Here is a 17,789-nt window from a genome sequence, read left to right as displayed (position 1 = left end):
CCACCCACAGAGAATTATTTTCTCTTTTCATTCTATTTTAAAGGTCAAATACCGACAATTTATTCTGTGCGGTTTAAACGCCACTGCACAAAATGACAAATTCAAAGCAAAAAAAACCGGGCTATTGCCCGGCGCTGGAAGGGATCTCGTTATTCGGGGGAATAAGGTAGATGTGGATTGTCCAGCCAGTGCGTCAAATAGTGAGAGACAGCCTGATTTCGGCAGTGTCCAATCACCGGTAAATGGGGGAGTTCCGCGCGAAGTTGCGGCATCGCATTGCCCATAATAAAGCCGCTGCCGACGCTGCCTAACATTTCACGATCGTTCATCGCATCGCCAAAGGCCATGCAGTCGCGCAGCGAAAAACCTAAATATTGGGTCAGCACCACCAGCGCTGCGCCTTTATTGCACCCCACCGGCAGTACTTCCAGGCAATTAATCGCGGAAAAACACAAATGTGCCCGCTCGCCTAATGCTTCCTGTAGTTGGATCTGCAAGCGCGTAAGATCGTCATGATCGCCACAGAAACAGACCTTGGTGACGCGGTCGAGAGGCATTTTTTTGACATTGATAATCTGATAACGAAACTTGCTATAGACAAATGCCTGCAACAACGCCGGAATTTCGCGTTCGGTAAACCAGCCATCATCATTGAAGATATGCATGCTGGCCTGGGTATCCCACTTCTGATAGAGCACCCGTTCCGCCACATCTGCAGGTAAATCATCACGATGTAACAATTCACCTTCCAGAGAATGCACGCGCGTACCGTTGCCGGTAATCAAATACGCATCCAGCGATAGCGCCCCGAGAATGTGCTGCATCTCCAACGCATGGCGACCCGTAGCAAAAGTAAGGGTGATATCGCGTTCACGCAGGCGCGCCAGAGTAGAGAGGGTTTTCTCACCTAAGTGGTGGTCAGGCATCAATAAAGTGCCGTCCATATCAAATGCTGCCAGACGAGCCATTTCTTTCTCCACTCTGTGACAGGGTTAATGGTGATTGAGTATCACCTGATATATACGGAAGTAATAGTGAATAGTTAAATAATATTGTTCCGGGTTTATATGCGACTGCTTAACCGTCTTAACCAGTATCAACGTCTGTGGCAACCTTCCGCGGGAGAGACGCAGTCCGTGACCGTCAGCGAACTGGCCGAACGCTGTTTTTGCAGCGAACGGCATGTGCGCACACTGTTACGTCAGGCACAGGAGGCTGGATGGTTGGAGTGGCAGGCGCAATCAGGACGCGGAAAGCGCGGGCAACTACGCTTTCTGGTGACGCCGCAATTCCTGCGCAATACGATGATGGAACAGGCGCTGGAAACCGGGAAACAGCAGGATGTGCTGGAGCTGGCGCAACTGGCTCCTGGCGAGCTGCGTACCCTGTTACAACCGTTTATGGGCGGGCAATGGCATAACGATACACCGACGTTGCGTATCCCCTATTATCGCCCACTCGAACCGCTACAACCGGGCTTTTTGCCCGGCCGTGCCGAGCAGCATCTCGCCGGGCAAGTTTTTTCCGGCCTGACCCGCTTCGACAATAATACGCAACGCCCAATTGGCGATTTAGCGCACCACTGGGAAACGTCTACTGACGGGCTACGCTGGGATTTTTATCTTCGTTCAACGCTGCACTGGCATAACGGCGATGCTGTAAAAGCAACGCAACTGCATCAGCGGTTGTTGATGCTGCTCCAGCTACCTGCATTGGGTAAATTATTTATTAGCGTGAAGCGTATTGAAGTCCCCCATCCGCAGTGCCTGACCTTCTTTTTACATCGCCCCGATTACTGGCTTGCCCACCGGCTGGCAAGCTATTGCAGTCATCTCGCGCATCCACAATTCCCGCAGGTGGGAACCGGTCCTTTTCGCTTAACACAATTCACAGCGGAACTGGTGCGTCTGGAAAGTCACGATTATTACCATTTACGTCATCCACTGCTAAAAGCGGTTGAATACTGGATAACTCCACCGCTTTTTGAAAAAGATTTGGGAACCAGTTGCCAGCATCCAGTGCAAATCACTATCGGTAAACCCGAGGATCTGCCTCTGGTCAGCCAGGTCAGTAGCGGCATCAGTTTAGGTTTTTGCTATTTAACGTTGCGCAAAAGCTCCCGACTAACCCTCTGGCAGGCGCGAAAAGTGATCACCATTATTCATCAATCTGGTTTACTGCAAACGTTAGAAGTCGGAGAAAACCTGATCACCGCCAGTAATGCATTGCTGCCTGGCTGGACTATTCCGCAATGGGAAGTGCCAGATGAGGTCAAACTACCGGAAACATTGACGCTGGCTTATCACCTGCCAGTGGAACTTCATGCTATGGCAGAACAGCTACGGACGACGCTGGCAGCAGAAGGTTGCGAATTAAAGATTATTTTTCATCATGCGAAAAACTGGGATGACACAACCCCACTGGCTCAGGCAGATTTGATGATGGGCGATAGACTAATTGGCGAAGCACCGGAATATACCCTTGAGCAATGGCTGCGTTGCGATCCGCTCTGGCCACATGTTTTCACTGCCAGCACATATGCACATCTGCACTCAACACTGGATGCCGTGCAATTGATGCCTGATGAGGAAAACCGACATAACGCCCTGAAAGCGGTCTTCACACAATTAATGGATAACGCCACGCTGACACCACTGTTTAACTATCACTATCGCATTAGCGCGCCGCCCGGTGTTAACGGTGTCCGTCTGACGCCGCGCGGCTGGTTTGAATTTACCGAAGCCTGGCTTCCCGCACCGTCGCAATGAAGCACTGGTCGGGGTTAACCACAGGCGTTACCATAAGGTTTTTACCGATTTAGCAGGATGATTTATGAAACGTGCTGTCGTTGTGTTCAGTGGAGGCCAGGATTCCACCACCTGTCTGGTACAGGCATTGCAGCAATATGATGAAGTCCATTGCGTGACATTTGATTACGGCCAGCGCCATCGCGCAGAGATCGACGTGGCCCGCGAACTGGCGCTAAAACTAGGGGCACGCGCGCATAAGGTGCTGGATGTGACGCTGCTCAACGATCTGGCGGTTAGCAGCCTGACGCGTGACAGCATTCCAGTGCCAGATTATGAACCTGAAGCCGATGGTATCCCGAATACGTTTGTCCCAGGGCGTAATATTTTGTTCCTGACGCTGGCGGCAATATATGCGTATCAGGTAAAAGCAGAAGCAGTAATTACCGGCGTCTGCGAAACGGATTTCTCCGGTTACCCGGATTGCCGCGATGAGTTTGTGAAAGCACTGAACCATGCCGTCAGTCTGGGCATGGCGAAAGATATTCGCTTTGAAACACCGTTGATGTGGATTGATAAAGCGGAAACCTGGGCGCTGGCGGATTATTACGGCAAGCTGGATTTAGTCCGTAACGAAACGTTGACCTGCTATAACGGCATTAAAGGCGACGGTTGCGGTCATTGTGCTGCGTGTAATCTGCGTGCCAACGGGTTGAATCATTATCTGGCCGATAAATCGGCGGTGATGACGGCGATGAAACAGAAGACCGGATTGAAGTAATTATTCGGGGTGTCGCCTGATCCGATCTACGATTGTATCACGCCTGGAGGCCGGATAAGACGCACCCCGCGTCGCATCCGGCACAACAAAACGTTTACTGAACCATCTGCTCCAGCTTTTCGCGCAGTTCCCCTTCCAGGGCTAATGCTTTCTGCGTTTTGAGATCAATACAAACAAAGGTGATGAGCGCATCCGCCACCACCTGTCCTTCCGGCTCAAGGGTGATTACTTGACTTAAAATGCCGCTTTTACCGTTTAATTGCTGCAACTGACTGGTAATGGTCAGCAGGTCGCTCAACACCGCCGGGCGACGATAGTTAATATTGATATTGACTACCACAAAAGCGATGTTATGGGCGGTCATCCATTGAAAGCTGTCGCTATTTTCCAGTCCATCCCAGCGGGCTTCTTCGAGAAACTCAAGGTAGCGGGCGTTGTTAACGTGCTGGTAAACATCGAGATGGTATCCACGAACTTTGATTTGTGTTTGCATAGCGCAATAGCCTTACGTTGTTGTTATAAGAACAGTTATAAGCACAGAGGTCATAACTGGTATGACCTCTTCAGTCTGGCAAAAAATTGCCACTATGCAAATTAATTACAGACTTAATACCGCAAGGTTACGTTCCACCAGCGAATTGCCCATCCCCGGCACCTGTTTTAAATCTTCCACCGTTTTAAACGGACCGTACTCTTCCCGATAACTGACAATCGCCTGCGCTTTCTTCAGGCCAACACCATTCATAACGCGGGCTAACTCTTCCGCACTGGCATTGTTAATACTGACTCTGGTGCCTTCTTCGTCACTGGCTTTCGCCGGTATTGCCGCTTTGCTTTGTGCTGCGGGTGCCTCCGCTTTGGTTTCTACCGCTGCCGGTTTCGCCGTAGGGGCAGCCGCCAGCGCGCTATGAGACATTCCGGCACAAGCCAGAGACAGAGTAATGAGAAGTGCTTTGATTCCGTGTTTCATACTGTTTTCTCCTTGTTTGTTAACAGTGGAATCACCTTAACGGCAGTGAAAACAGTAAACAAATGGCAATATTCAGAAATGGAAAAGGCCGCGAAAGCGACCTTTTCTTGTTACAGCTACAAAGCATTTTTTTGCGAAGCGGCTTCAGGATTATTGCTGTTCCAGCGCGTCGCCAATTTTGATTTTCGCCTCTTTACGCAGGTTACTCATCAGCGCTTCAAAGACGATTTGTGCGTTGTTCTGGGTGATACCCTGCACCATCGCTTTTTTCTGATCTTCCGGCATTGAGCCTTGTTTCACTTCGTCCAGCGCCAGAAGAACCACATTACCTTGCATATCGGTCGCCATACCATAGCTCGGTTTGTCTTTCGCTGGCAGAGGCAGTGCAAACGCGGCCTGGCTAATTGGGTCACGGCCGGAACGACTTAAGGTTTTCGGCTCGCCAAATTTCAAACCGGCAGCTTGCATAGCTTCCGCACCCTTGCCCGCTTTCAGATCAACCAGCAGTTTTTCAGCATCGATTTTCGCCTGCTGTTCAGCTTTGTTGTGCTGAACCAGCGCTTTAACCTGTTCCTGAACATCTGCCAATGGTTTAACCGCTTCTGGTTTATGCTCGCTGATGCGCAGCACGAATGCGCGATCGCCGTCTACGGTGATGATGTCAGAGTTGATGCCCGGCGCACCGTTTTCACCAACCAGACCGCCGTTGAAGATAGCGTCCGCAACCGGCTTAAAGTTTAACTCTTCCGGCAGTTTATCTTTACTAAACCAGCCAGTCTGGGTGGCTTTAACACCCGCGGCCTGCTCTGCACCGGCCAGAGATTCGGTGTCGTTGCTTGCCGCATCGCTCACTTTCTGCTGCAGCGCGTAGTACGCATCCAGGGCTTTTTCGTGTTTCACTTTCGCCGTGATGTCGTCACGGACTTCGTCTAACGACTTCACTTTCGCAGGCTGAATATCGTCCAGACGCACGATCAAGAAACCCACAGAAGATTTGATGACGCCGGACAGTTGGCCTTTTTCTTTCAGACCAGCATTTTTCAGTTCATCCGGGATAGTGGCATCTTCTAACCAACCCATATCGCCGCCGTTACGGGCAGAGATAATATCGGCAGATTTTTCTTTTGCTAACGCAGCAAAATCACCACCTTTGTTCAGCTCATCAAGTACCGCTTTCGCTTCATCTTCAGTTTTGGTCTGGATGATGCTGTAACGGGTACGCTGCGGCTGGGTGAATTGATCCTGATGCTGATCGTAGTAACTCTGGATATCCGCATCACTAACCGGTTGCTGCATCGTTGCGGCATCCAGTTTGATGTAGCTCACGCGGAATTGTTCCGGAGTCATGAAGCTGTTTTTGTTTTGCTCGTAGTAGCTGGCGATTTCCTGTTCGGTCACTGCCTGCTTAGCCGCCAGAGCGTTAACGTCGATAGTCGCTTCACGCACTACACGTTGTTGAGCAACCAGCGCTGCCAGCTCGTCGGTTTCACCTTTTAGCATAAAGTCAGTGCCCGCAACGCCGTTAATCAGTTGTTGGGTCATAAGCTGGTTACGCAGCGCCTGTGCGTACTGATCGGCACTCATCCCCATCTGGTTGAGGATACCGTTATAGCGGCTGTTATCAAACTTGCCGTCAACCTGAAAGGCTGGGGTTGCGAAAATAGCCTGTTTAACCTGCTCATCGCTGACACCCAGTTTTAGTTCGCGGGCGTACTGATCCAGCAGCGCCTCGTCGATCAGACGATTCAGCACCTGTTGACGCAGGGTTTTCATGTAGCCTTCGTTCGCAGCCAGCTCAGAGTATTGATCGCCAAGCTGTTGCTGCATCCGATTACGCTCGCTGTTGAAAGCGTTCTCAAACTGCCCGCGGCTGATTTCCAGGTCATTCACTTTTGCGGCGTAGTTATTGCCTCCGCCAATCAGGTAACCACTCACGCCGGTCAATATGAACGACACGATAATGATACCGAAAATAATCTTGAGCACGAGACTGTTTGCAGCCGTGCGTAAGCTGTCCATCATGGTGTAACAACACTCCGCTGTAGGTGACTGTATACCTCACGCAACATATCGCTGCGTGCAAAGGCCTATTGTGACAAGAAACGGGGGCAATTGTCAGCCCACAACTTGCAGAAAGTCACGGAATACAAATAAAAAAGGCACATCAGTAGATGCGCCCTTGAACTTCGTCACATCCCCAATGGGGACAATACTTAGTTTACCGCGTCTTTCAGCGCTTTACCTGCACGGAAGCTCGGTACTTTAGCTGCAGCGATGGTGATCTCTTTACCGGTCTGCGGGTTGCGACCAGTACGGGCAGCACGCTCTTTAACGGCAAAAGTACCAAAACCAACCAGTGCTACATCATCCCCTTCTTTCAGGGATTCAGTTACGGAAGCAATAATAGCATCTAACGCACGGCCAGCCGCAGCTTTAGAGATATCAGCCCCTGCAGCAATCTTGTCAATCAATTGAGATTTATTCACTCTTCTCTTCCTCTTTATAATTTATCCCGCACTTGAATCCTTCAAGGTGCGAACGCGCAGCAGTTATATCAGGCCAGCCATCCCCTTACAACACCCCTTAATAAGGGCAAGCCTAATCCGCCCTCTAACTTAACGAGACAAAAAAAGGCTGGCAAGCCCGAATTGACCCACCAGCCCTTTTTTTATTAGTGCAATTTGCGCGAAGTCACTATTTTGCAGTTACAACCTGCATTCCAGACGGTTCATTTTGCAGCGCCAGAGTCAGAACTTCCTCAATGCGCTTCACAGGATGAATGTCCAGATCGGCAATCACGTTGTCCGGAATCTCTTCCAGGTCGCGTTTGTTCTCAAACGGAATTAACACTGTTTTAATCCCGCCGCGGTGCGCTGCCAGCAGTTTTTCTTTCAAACCGCCGATTGGCAACACCTGACCACGCAGAGTAATCTCACCAGTCATCGCCACATCGGCGCGAACCGGGTTACCGGTCAGGCAAGAAACCAGTGCGGTGCACATGGCAATACCGGCGCTCGGACCATCTTTCGGCGTCGCACCTTCCGGTACGTGCACGTGGATGTCGCGTTTTTCGTAAAAATCTGGATTGATCCCCAGTTTTTCCGCACGCGCGCGAACCACAGTTAACGCCGCCTGAATGGACTCTTGCATCACTTCGCCCAGCGAACCAGTGTAAGTGAGTTTACCTTTGCCTGGAACACACGCTGTCTCGATGGTCAGCAAGTCGCCGCCGACTTCCGTCCACGCCAGACCAGTTACCTGACCAACGCGGTTTTCGTTATCCGCGCGACCATAGTCGAAACGCTGAACACCGAGGTAGTCATGCAGGTTATCGCCGTTAATTTCGATATGTTTTAATGACTTATCGAGCAACAACTGCTTAACCGCTTTACGGCATAGTTTGGAGATTTCACGCTCCAGACCACGCACGCCCGCCTCACGGGTGTAGTAACGAATAATGCCAATAATGGCGCTATCGTCGACGGTCAGCTCACCTTTTTTCAGTGCATTACGTTCAATCTGCTTCGGCAGCAGGTGACGTTTGGCGATGTTCAGTTTTTCATCTTCGGTATAACCAGAGAGACGAATAACTTCCATACGATCCAGCAGTGGCGCCGGAATATTCATGGAGTTCGACGTCGCAACAAACATCACGTCGCTAAGGTCGTAATCCACTTCCAGATAGTGGTCGCTGAACGCCACGTTCTGCTCTGGATCCAGCACTTCAAGCAGTGCGGAAGCTGGATCGCCACGCATGTCAGAAGACATTTTGTCGATCTCATCGAGCAGGAACAGCGGGTTTTTCACGCCCACTTTCGCCATTTTCTGGATCAATTTACCCGGCATAGAACCGATGTAAGTACGGCGGTGACCACGGATTTCCGCTTCGTCACGCACACCGCCCAGCGCCATACGGACATATTTACGTCCGGTAGCTTTAGCGATGGACTGCCCCAGAGAAGTTTTACCTACCCCCGGCGGTCCAACCAGGCAGAGGATCGGCCCCTTGATTTTATTTACGCGGCTTTGAACCGCGAGATACTCAAGGATGCGATCTTTCACACGTTCCAGACCATAATGGTCGGTATCGAGGATTTCTTGCGCCTGACGCAGGTCTTTTTTGACCTTGCTACGTGCATTCCACGGCACCTGCACCATCCAGTCGATATAACCTCGCACCACGGTCGCTTCTGCCGACATTGGAGACATCATTTTCAGCTTCTGCAATTCTGCTTCCGCTTTCTCTTTTGCCTCTTTTGGCATTTTCGCCGCGTCGATTTTGCGCTTCAACGCTTCATTTTCGTCTGGCGCGTCGTCCATTTCACCGAGTTCTTTCTGAATAGCTTTCATTTGCTCGTTCAGATAGTACTCACGCTGGGATTTCTCCATCTGCTTTTTGACACGGTTGCGAATACGTTTCTCAACCTGCAGCAGATCGATTTCCGACTCCATCATAGCCATCAGATATTCCAGACGTTCGTTAACGTCGGACATCTCAAGAACGGACTGTTTGTCAGCCAGTTTTAGCGGCATATGTGCGGCAATGGTGTCCGCCAGACGCGCCGGATCGTCGATGCTGTTCAGCGACGTCAGCACTTCTGGTGGGATTTTCTTATTCAGCTTGATGTAGCCTTCGAACTGGCTGATTGCGGTACGCACCAGCACTTCCTGTTCGCGCTCATCAATAGTCGGGGACTCCAGATACTCCGCCTTCGCAGAAAAGTGTTCGCCATTGTCAGAGAGCGCAGAAATACGCGCGCGCTGTAACCCCTCGACCAGCACTTTGACGGTGCCGTCAGGCAGTTTCAGCATCTGCAATATAGAGGCCACGGTCCCGACGGTGAAAAGATCGTTTACACCCGGCTCATCCGTTGAAGCTTCTTTCTGCGCGACCAGCATAATTTTTTTATCATGGTCCATCGCCGCTTCCAGACAACGGATAGATTTTTCCCGTCCGACAAATAAGGGGATGACCATGTGCGGATAAACCACCACATCGCGCAGCGGCAATACGGGGATTTCAATGCGTTCAGAACGCTCAGGATTCATAGAGCTCTCTCTTAGTTTAATGTCCGCCAGGTAATCAGATGACATGACTGTGCTTCACGCCATCTATTAACATGTACGTCAGTATATGGGGATGTTTCTCCCACATTCAACGTCGGGAATAGAGGAAAAATGAAAGGGGAGATAAAATCCCCCCTTTTTGGTTAACTAATTGTATGGGAATGGTTAATTATTCACCAGACGCCTGTTGCGCTTCCGGCTTGCCATAAATCAGCAGTGGCTTGCTTTGCCCTTCAATAACCGACTCGTCAATAACCACTTTTTCCACATCTTCCATAGAAGGCAGATCATACATGGTATCAAGCAGCGCAGCTTCTACGATGGAACGCAGACCACGGGCACCGGTTTTACGCGCCATCGCTTTCTTGGCGATAGCATCCAGCGCTTCGTCACGGAATTCCAGATCCACGCCCTCAAGGTTAAACAACGCCTGATACTGCTTGGTCAGGGCGTTTTTCGGCTCTTTGAGGATCTGAATCAAAGCTTCTTCGCTCAGTTCATTCAGCGTTGCCACAACTGGCAGACGACCGATGAACTCAGGGATCAGACCAAATTTGATCAAATCTTCCGGTTCAACCTGCGCCAGCAACTCACCTTCGCTTGCTTTGTCAGATTTCGCTTTTACCGTCGCACCAAAACCAATGCCGGAGCCAGTTTCGACACGATGGGAAATCACTTTATCCAGACCGGCAAATGCACCGCCACAGATAAACAGGATCTTGGAGGTATCAACCTGCAAGAATTCCTGCTGCGGATGCTTACGTCCGCCCTGCGGTGGAACGGCGGCAACCGTACCTTCGATCAGTTTCAACAGTGCCTGCTGTACGCCTTCACCGGAAACGTCACGGGTAATGGACGGGTTGTCAGACTTACGCGAAATCTTGTCGATTTCATCGATGTAGACAATCCCGCGCTGCGCTTTCTGTACGTCGTAGTCGCACTTCTGCAACAGCTTCTGAATGATGTTTTCAACATCTTCACCCACATAACCCGCTTCGGTCAGGGTGGTGGCATCAGCCATAGTGAACGGAACGTCCAGCAGACGCGCCAACGTTTCCGCCAGCAACGTTTTACCAGAGCCAGTCGGACCAATCAGCAGAATGTTACTTTTGCCCAACTCGACGCCATTGCTGGTATCGCCGTTGCGCAGACGTTTGTAGTGGTTGTACACCGCGACCGCCAGCACTTTTTTCGCCTGTTCCTGACCGATGACGTAATCGTCCAGGTGGTTGCGAATTTCATGCGGCGTCGGTAGCGAACTGCGTTCACGATGCGGTGCTACTTCTTTAATCTCTTCGCGAATGATGTCGTTACATAAATCAACACATTCGTCGCAGATATACACGGATGGACCGGCAATCAGCTTACGCACTTCATGCTGGCTTTTGCCGCAAAAAGAGCAATACAGCAACTTGCCTGAGCCATCTTTGCGTTTATCTGTCATGGGTCAAAACCTCTTCTTTGTTCTTTGTGCCGCACACGACGACGCAAATGCCATTCTCAGGCGCAAGCCGCTTACAGCGTTGTGCCAACCTGAATAAGTATAGCGGCACAGTTGCGCCTCTGGCATCAATTACGATGGGTCAGAATCGAATCGACCAGACCGTATTCCACCGCTTCAGGCGCGGAAAGGAAGCGATCGCGCTCAGTGTCACGTTCAATCTGTTCTAATGATTGACCCGTATGAAGCGCCATAAGTTCATTCATCCGCCCTTTAACTTTCAGAATTTCACGGGCATGAATTTCGATATCAGTCGCCTGGCCCTGATAGCCGCCCAACGGCTGGTGAATCATCACGCGCGAATTCGGCAGGCAGAAACGTTTACCTTTTGCCCCTGCGGTCAGCAGGAATGCCCCCATTGAGGCCGCCTGGCCCATACAAATGGTGCTGACATCAGGCTTGATAAACTGCATGGTGTCATAGATAGACATCCCGGCAGTGATCACCCCACCTGGGGAGTTAATGTACAGATAGATATCTTTTTCCGGGTTTTCTGCTTCCAGGAACAGCATCTGCGCCACAATCAGGTTAGCCATATGGTCTTCAACCTGGCCAGTCAGAAAAATAACGCGTTCCTTAAGTAGACGAGAATAGATATCAAAAGAGCGCTCACCGCGTGAGGTCTGTTCAATGACCATCGGCACCAGCGCCATATGGGGTGCAAAGTTATCTCGTTCGCCGCTGTATGACATTTCCGTCTCCTGGATAAAATTGAAAAAACCTGCTGTACCGATTGTAACCTTATGGACGGATTATCAGCTAGTCCCTGTGTTATGGGTACGGCATCATCCTATTTCAAGCATAACAATCTTTTGTTGTTACGCTAACACCGAAAGAGGGTTTTCGCACGGTTCCATGCAAAATTCATGACAAAAAAAAGCCCACCACCTGGCGGTGACGGGCCTTTGTGCGAATTTAGCGCGTTAGGCTGCGCAAATTACGCCTGCTGGTTCATCAGCTCGTTGAAAGTGGTTTCTTTTTCAGTCACTTTCGCTTTCGCCAGAACGGCTTCAACAGCCTGTTCTTCCAGAGCCACGTTACGCATGTTGTCCATCAGCTCTTTGTTTTTGCTGTAGAACTCGATAACTTCTTTCGGATCTTCGTACGCAGAAGCCATCTCTTCGATCAGGCCTTTAACACGCTCTTCGTCAGCTTTCAGCTCGTTAGCGCGAATAACTTCGCCCAGCAGCAGGCCAACAACTACGCGGCGTTTAGCCTGTTCTTCGAACAGTTCACGCGGCAGTTCCAGAGCTTGTTTTTCGTTGCCACCGAAACGCTGTGCAGCCTGGCGACGCAGAACGTCGATTTCGCTGTCGATCAGCGCAGCCGGAACGTCGATGTCGTTAGCTTTTACCAGACCTTCGATCGCCTGAGACTTAACGCGGTTACGAATGGCGCTCTTCAGCTCGCGCTCCATGTTTTTACGCACTTCAGCGCGCAGACCTTCTACGGAACCATCTTCAACGCCGAAACGTTTGATGAATTCAGCAGTCAGTTCCGGCAGTTCACGCTCTTCAACTTTCTTCAGGTTGATAGCGAATTTCGCTGCTTTACCTTTCAGGTTTTCTGCGTGGTATTCTTCCGGGAAGGTCACGTCGATGGTGAACTCTTCGCCTGCTTTGTGGCCTTTGATACCGTCTTCAAAGCCCGGGATCATACGACCCTGGCCCATCGCCAGTACGAAATCAGACGCTTTTCCACCTTCGAACTCTTCGCCGTCTACAGAACCGGTGAAGTCGATGGTCACGCGGTCTTCAGCTTCAACAGCGCCGTCTTTTTCTTTCCAGGTCGCCTGCTGTTTACGCAGAGTATCCAGCATGCCGTCAACGTCAGCGTCGGTCACTTCCACGATCGGTTTTTCAACTTCGATCGCTTCCAGACCCTGCAGTTCAACTTCCGGATAAACTTCAAACTCTACAGAGTAGGTGAAGTCTTCACCCGGCTTGTATTCGCCCGGAACGTAGGTCGGTGCGCCAGCCGGATTGATTTTTTCTTTAATGATGGCGTCAATGAAGTTACGGCTCATCAGGTCACCCAGAACGTCCTGGCGTACAGACGCGCCATAACGCTGAGCAACGATATTCATTGGCACTTTGCCTTTGCGGAAGCCGTCAATACGTACTTTTTTCGCAACGTTGACCAGCTCGCTTTTAACAGCGGTCTCGATGCTGTCAGCAGCGATAGTAATCGTTACACGGCGGCCAAGGCCTTGAGTGGTTTCAACTGAAACTTGCATCTTGTTACCTCAAAAAATCACAGTGCTCGGTCAACTCTTACCCCGCAAGCACAGGTTGTTGGCTTCGCGGAACCGGGATGTTCTTATAATCAATCACATTCCCTGTTACCAGAATCATCCCGAAAGCATTCAAATAGGACGCGGCATTATAGCGGCATCACTTTTATGAGTCGAGAACGGTTATTGCGCGCTGCCGCGTATTTTTTCACAATTCCCGGGCAATTTTCGTCTGAATGCTGGGCAAAAAGCGCAAAATCCAGACAAAACAAAACGGCCCGCAGGCCGTTTTTCATAAAATCTTTAGCAACATACTGGAAAAACGCTAACTGTTGCAAATGCGTTTTTAGGCGATGCTTCCCGCTCCACGACAAGGAGGAGAAGCAAAGATGGTATCCTGCAATCCTTCCCACTCCTTAATGGTATAAGTATGCAGAGCCAGCGCATGAACGGTAGTAGAGAGTTCCTCCGCTAAAGTACTGTAAATCATTCGATGACGATTCAGAAAACGTTCACCCATAAAACGATCGCTGACCAGCACAACTTTAAAATGGCTTTCAGAGCCGGCTGGGACATTGTGACGATAGCTTTCATCCACAACTTCGAGGAATACGGGTTGGAACACAGTCCTTAATTTTTCTTCTATCCGCTCACGTATCATCATGAAATATCTCCTCCGACAACGCTGAGATGTCACCCATCCCTTTAAATACTAGCCGCTTTAACCGTTTCCATTACAGCTTAACAACAAATAATTAGCTTTCATCCTGTTTTTTCTGTCAAGCGTATGAAGTTTACTGATTTAAAGATTGATTCACCGGCTTCACATCGGTGTTTCTTTTACCTAAGGCGATTATTTCGTCAACATAATGAATTTACATGTCTTACCCACTTCCCCTCGTCGTTGGCGATGTTATGATGGCGGGAATCTTTACCAAACACGCTTAAAAGTCTCTGAGAGCCAGAACATGTTCAAAAAAATCCTCTTCCCGTTAGTTGCTCTGTTTATGCTTGCAGGATGCGCGAAACCGCCAACAACCATTGAAGTTTCTCCGACGATGACACTGCCACAGCAAGATCCAAGTCTGATGGGCGTCACCGTTAGCATTAATGGTGCCGATCAGCGTACCGATCAGGCGTTAGCAAAAGTCACCCGTGACAACCAAATTGTTACCCTGACCGCGTCCCGCGATCTGCGTTTCCTGCTGCAAGAAGTGCTGGAAAAACAAATGACCGCTCGCGGTTATATGGTTGGCCCGAATGGCCCGGTTAATCTGCAAATCATCGTTAGCCAGTTGTATGCCGACGTGTCCCAAGGCAATGTGCGCTACAACATTGCTACCAAAGCGGATATCGCCATCATCGCCACCGCGCAGAATGGCAACAAAATGACCAAAAACTATCGTGCCAGCTACAACGTTGAGGGCGCTTTTCAGGCCTCTAACAAAAACATCGCTGACGCGGTTAACAGCGTGCTGACCGACACCATCGCTGACATGTCTCAGGACACCAGCATCCACGAATTCATTAAGCAGAACGCACGTTAATTTCTGCCCTCTGGCCCGGTGCAAGTCGGGCCTGTAGACGCCCATGTCCAGTCAATATTTACGTATTTTCCAACAGCCTCGTTCAGCTATTTTGTTGATTCTGGGTTTTGCTTCCGGGCTGCCGCTCGCCCTGACATCCGGCACGTTACAGGCGTGGATGACAGTCGAGAATATCGATCTTAAAACCATTGGTTTCTTCTCGTTGGTGGGTCAGGCTTACGTATTTAAATTTCTCTGGTCGCCGCTGATGGACCGCTATACTCCGCCGTTTCTCGGGCGACGGCGCGGCTGGCTGCTCGCCACGCAAGCGTTATTGTTGCTGGCGATTGCGGCGATGGGTTTTCTCGAACCTGGTACGCAACTTCGCTGGATGGCGGCACTGGCAGTCGTTATCGCTTTTTGCTCGGCCTCCCAGGATATCGTCTTTGATGCGTGGAAAACGGATGTGCTTCCCGCGGAAGAACGCGGCGCAGGTGCGGCAATCAGCGTGCTGGGTTACCGTTTAGGGATGCTGGTTTCCGGCGGTTTAGCCTTATGGCTGGCGGATAAATGGTTGGGCTGGCAAGGTATGTACTGGCTAATGGCAGCTCTGTTAATCCCGTGCATCATTGCGACTTTGCTTGCGCCAGAACCAACCGACACCATTCCTGTACCCAAAACGCTGGAGCAAGCTGTTGTTGCGCCACTACGTGATTTCTTTGGTCGCAATAACGCATGGTTAATTCTGCTTTTAATTGTGCTGTATAAGCTGGGCGATGCTTTCGCCATGAGCCTGACAACCACCTTTTTGATTCGCGGTGTCGGATTTGATGCCGGCGAAGTGGGCGTGGTTAACAAAACGCTCGGCTTGCTGGCGACCATCGTCGGCGCATTGTACGGCGGTATTTTGATGCAGCGTCTTTCACTGTTCCGTGCGCTGCTGATTTTCGGCCTTTTACAAGGTGCGTCCAACGCCGGTTACTGGCTGCTTTCTGTGACTGATAAGCATCTCTACAGCATGGGCGCGGCAGTCTTTTTCGAAAACCTGTGTGGCGGGATGGGCACATCGGCATTTGTGGCGCTGTTAATGACCCTGTGTAATAAGTCATTTTCCGCTACTCAGTTCGCCCTGCTCTCAGCGCTTTCTGCTGTAGGACGGGTTTATGTAGGCCCCGTAGCGGGCTGGTTTGTTGAAGCTCACGGCTGGTCGACATTCTATCTGTTCTCTGTTGCGGCCGCTGTACCTGGACTTATTTTGCTGCTGGTTTGCCGCCAGACGCTGGAGTACACGCGGGTCAACGACAACTTTATCCCACGTACCGAGTATCCATCTGGTTATACCTTTGCCATGTGGACACTGGCAGCAGGCGTCAGTCTGTTGGCCGTGTGGTTACTGCTGTTAACGATGAATGCGCTGGATTTGACTCACTTCTCTTTCCTGCCTGCACTGCTGGAAATCGGCGTTTTAGTCGCTCTGGGTGGTGTCATACTTGGTGGTTTATTGGACTATCTGGCACTACGAAAAACGCATTTGACGTAATCAGTGAATATTATTTAGCTGTAGTAATCACCCGGCGTAATTATTACGGCTAAATAAACATCAGCAGCGCTTAATAATATTTGTTCTTTTGTGCGGCTTAGCTTTCGGAAATTATTGACCCCATCTATATATTTTATTTTTTACACGATTCAGCTAATGACTCTTTATTTCCCCACGCCCGCTTTGTCACCTTAATGATAATTATTTGTTAAATAATTGTTTTATTTTGAGATTGGTTATACCAATTGCCATCCCCACCCCCTCCTTCAGTCCCCTTTCGTTATAACGCCCTTTTGCAACAGCTTCTTAAAATCAATCCGATATGTTTTGCAACATATGTGACCTGCGAGCCAAATTCAAGTAACAGTAATTTAATCATGTTTACAGTAATGTAACCTTCCCGTAAAATGCCCACACACTTTAAACGCCACCAGATCCCGTGGAATTGAGGTCGTTAAATGAGACTCAGGAAATACAATAAAAGTTTGGGATGGTTGTCATTATTTGCAGGCTCTGTATTGCTCAGTGGCTGTAATTCTGCGCTGTTAGATCCCAAAGGACAGATTGGTCTGGAGCAACGTTCGCTGATACTGACGGCATTTGGCCTGATGTTGATTGTCGTTATTCCCGCAATCTTGATGGCTGTTGGTTTCGCCTGGAAGTACCGTGCGAGCAATAAAGATGCTAAGTACAGCCCGAACTGGTCACACTCCAATAAAGTGGAAGCTGTGGTCTGGACGGTGCCAATCTTAATCATCATCTTCCTTGCGGTATTGACCTGGAAAACCACTCACGCTCTTGAGCCTAGCAAGCCGCTGGCACACGACGAGAAGCCCATTACCATCGAAGTGGTTTCCATGGACTGGAAATGGTTCTTCATCTACCCGGAACAGGGCATTGCTACCGTGAATGAAATCGCTTTCCCGGCGAACACTCCGGTGTACTTCAAAGTGACCTCCAACTCCGTGATGAACTCCTTCTTTATTCCGCGTCTGGGTAGCCAGATTTATGCCATGGCCGGTATGCAGACTCGCTTGCATCTGATCGCCAACGAACCCGGTACTTATGACGGTATTTCCGCCAGCTATAGCGGTCAGGGCTTCTCCGGCATGAAGTTCAACGCTATCGCCACACCGGATCGTGCCGCATTCGACCAATGGGTCGCAAAAGCAAAACAGTCGACGAAAACCATGTCTGACATGGCCACCTTCGAAAAACTGGCTGCGCCTAGCGAATACAACCAGGTGGAATATTTCTCCAACGTGAAACCCGACTTGTTTGCCGATGTGATTAACAAGTTTATGGCTCACGGTAAGAGCATGGACATGACTCAGCCCGAAGGTGAGCACAGCGCACACGAAGGTATGGAAGGCATGGACATGAGCCACGCGGAATCCGCCCATTAAAGGGGTTGAGGAAGAATA

15 protein-coding genes are annotated in these 17,789 nt (G+C 50.1%); 5 read left to right on the top strand and 10 right to left on the bottom strand.

Features of this window, described 5'->3' with window-relative positions; all coding sequences use genetic code 11:
* Positions 1-149: 149 nt before the first annotated feature.
* Positions 150-968, bottom strand: coding sequence for an HMP-PP phosphatase (gene cof / locus C0K55_RS12290; protein WP_001515892.1), 819 nt, complete (start codon positions 966-968; stop codon positions 150-152).
* 99 nt (positions 969-1,067) lie between these two features.
* On the opposite strand from cof, the gene C0K55_RS12285 reads away from it, so the two are divergent.
* Both C0K55_RS12285 and queC read left to right on the top strand, forming a co-directional pair.
* Positions 1,068-2,768: an SgrR family transcriptional regulator gene (locus C0K55_RS12285; RefSeq protein WP_001238185.1), complete on the top strand. Its 1,701-nt coding sequence runs from the start codon at positions 1,068-1,070 to the stop codon at positions 2,766-2,768.
* Between the two features lie 64 nt (positions 2,769-2,832).
* The gene (queC, locus tag C0K55_RS12280; protein ID WP_105266418.1) at positions 2,833-3,528 is read left to right on the top strand and encodes a 7-cyano-7-deazaguanine synthase QueC; all 696 of its coding nucleotides are present in this window, start codon (positions 2,833-2,835) and stop codon (positions 3,526-3,528) included.
* A gap of 94 nt (positions 3,529-3,622) precedes the next feature.
* Here the strand turns inward: queC and fadM are convergent, their stop codons facing one another.
* The 9 genes from fadM to bolA all read right to left on the bottom strand — a co-directional run bounded on the left by fadM (position 3,623) and on the right by bolA (position 13,963).
* Positions 3,623-4,021 carry a long-chain acyl-CoA thioesterase FadM gene (fadM, locus tag C0K55_RS12275; protein ID WP_001194535.1) on the bottom strand — a complete coding sequence of 133 codons (399 nt, stop codon included), beginning with the start codon at positions 4,019-4,021 and terminating at the stop codon, positions 3,623-3,625.
* 105 nt (positions 4,022-4,126) lie between these two features.
* Positions 4,127-4,498, bottom strand: a complete 372-nt coding sequence (locus C0K55_RS12270) for a helix-hairpin-helix domain-containing protein (RefSeq protein ID WP_000680305.1) — start codon at positions 4,496-4,498, stop codon at positions 4,127-4,129.
* 150 nt (positions 4,499-4,648) lie between these two features.
* Positions 4,649-6,520, bottom strand: coding sequence for a peptidylprolyl isomerase (gene ppiD / locus C0K55_RS12265; RefSeq protein ID WP_000969351.1), 1,872 nt, complete (start codon positions 6,518-6,520; stop codon positions 4,649-4,651).
* A gap of 191 nt (positions 6,521-6,711) precedes the next feature.
* Positions 6,712-7,002, bottom strand: coding sequence for a nucleoid-associated protein HU-beta (gene hupB, locus C0K55_RS12260; protein ID WP_254892905.1), 291 nt, complete (start codon positions 7,000-7,002; stop codon positions 6,712-6,714).
* A 190-nt stretch (positions 7,003-7,192) separates the two neighbouring features.
* The gene (gene lon / locus C0K55_RS12255; RefSeq protein ID WP_001295325.1) at positions 7,193-9,547 is read right to left on the bottom strand and encodes an endopeptidase La; all 2,355 of its coding nucleotides are present in this window, start codon (positions 9,545-9,547) and stop codon (positions 7,193-7,195) included.
* 187 nt (positions 9,548-9,734) lie between these two features.
* Positions 9,735-11,009, bottom strand: coding sequence for an ATP-dependent protease ATP-binding subunit ClpX (clpX, locus tag C0K55_RS12250; protein ID WP_000130317.1), 1,275 nt, complete (start codon positions 11,007-11,009; stop codon positions 9,735-9,737).
* A 125-nt stretch (positions 11,010-11,134) separates the two neighbouring features.
* The gene (clpP, locus tag C0K55_RS12245; RefSeq protein WP_000122253.1) at positions 11,135-11,758 is read right to left on the bottom strand and encodes an ATP-dependent Clp endopeptidase proteolytic subunit ClpP; all 624 of its coding nucleotides are present in this window, start codon (positions 11,756-11,758) and stop codon (positions 11,135-11,137) included.
* Between the two features lie 245 nt (positions 11,759-12,003).
* Positions 12,004-13,302 carry a trigger factor gene (gene tig, locus C0K55_RS12240; RefSeq protein ID WP_001198397.1) on the bottom strand — a complete coding sequence of 433 codons (1,299 nt, stop codon included), beginning with the start codon at positions 13,300-13,302 and terminating at the stop codon, positions 12,004-12,006.
* A 343-nt stretch (positions 13,303-13,645) separates the two neighbouring features.
* Positions 13,646-13,963: a transcriptional regulator BolA gene (gene bolA, locus C0K55_RS12230; RefSeq protein ID WP_032240659.1), complete on the bottom strand. Its 318-nt coding sequence runs from the start codon at positions 13,961-13,963 to the stop codon at positions 13,646-13,648.
* 304 nt (positions 13,964-14,267) lie between these two features.
* Here bolA and C0K55_RS12220 point away from each other — a divergent pair, with 304 nt between their 5' ends.
* From C0K55_RS12220 to cyoA, 3 genes are all read left to right on the top strand, one after another.
* Positions 14,268-14,846, top strand: a complete 579-nt coding sequence (locus C0K55_RS12220) for a lipoprotein (RefSeq protein WP_000473501.1) — start codon at positions 14,268-14,270, stop codon at positions 14,844-14,846.
* Positions 14,847-14,889: 43 nt separating this feature from the next.
* On the top strand, positions 14,890-16,365 hold the full coding sequence (gene ampG / locus C0K55_RS12215; protein WP_016248419.1) for a muropeptide MFS transporter AmpG: 1,476 nt from the start codon (positions 14,890-14,892) through the stop codon (positions 16,363-16,365).
* Positions 16,366-16,823: 458 nt separating this feature from the next.
* A complete protein-coding gene (gene cyoA / locus C0K55_RS12210; RefSeq protein ID WP_001515888.1) occupies positions 16,824-17,771 on the top strand; it encodes a cytochrome o ubiquinol oxidase subunit II in 948 nt (315 codons plus the stop codon).
* Positions 17,772-17,789: the final 18 nt, after the last annotated feature.

The organism is Escherichia sp. MOD1-EC6098, assembly GCF_002965865.1.
Taxonomy (GTDB): domain Bacteria; phylum Pseudomonadota; class Gammaproteobacteria; order Enterobacterales; family Enterobacteriaceae; genus Escherichia; species Escherichia marmotae.
The sequence above is the reverse complement of the archived record's forward strand: the minus strand, read 5'-3'. Positions and strand labels throughout refer to the sequence as shown.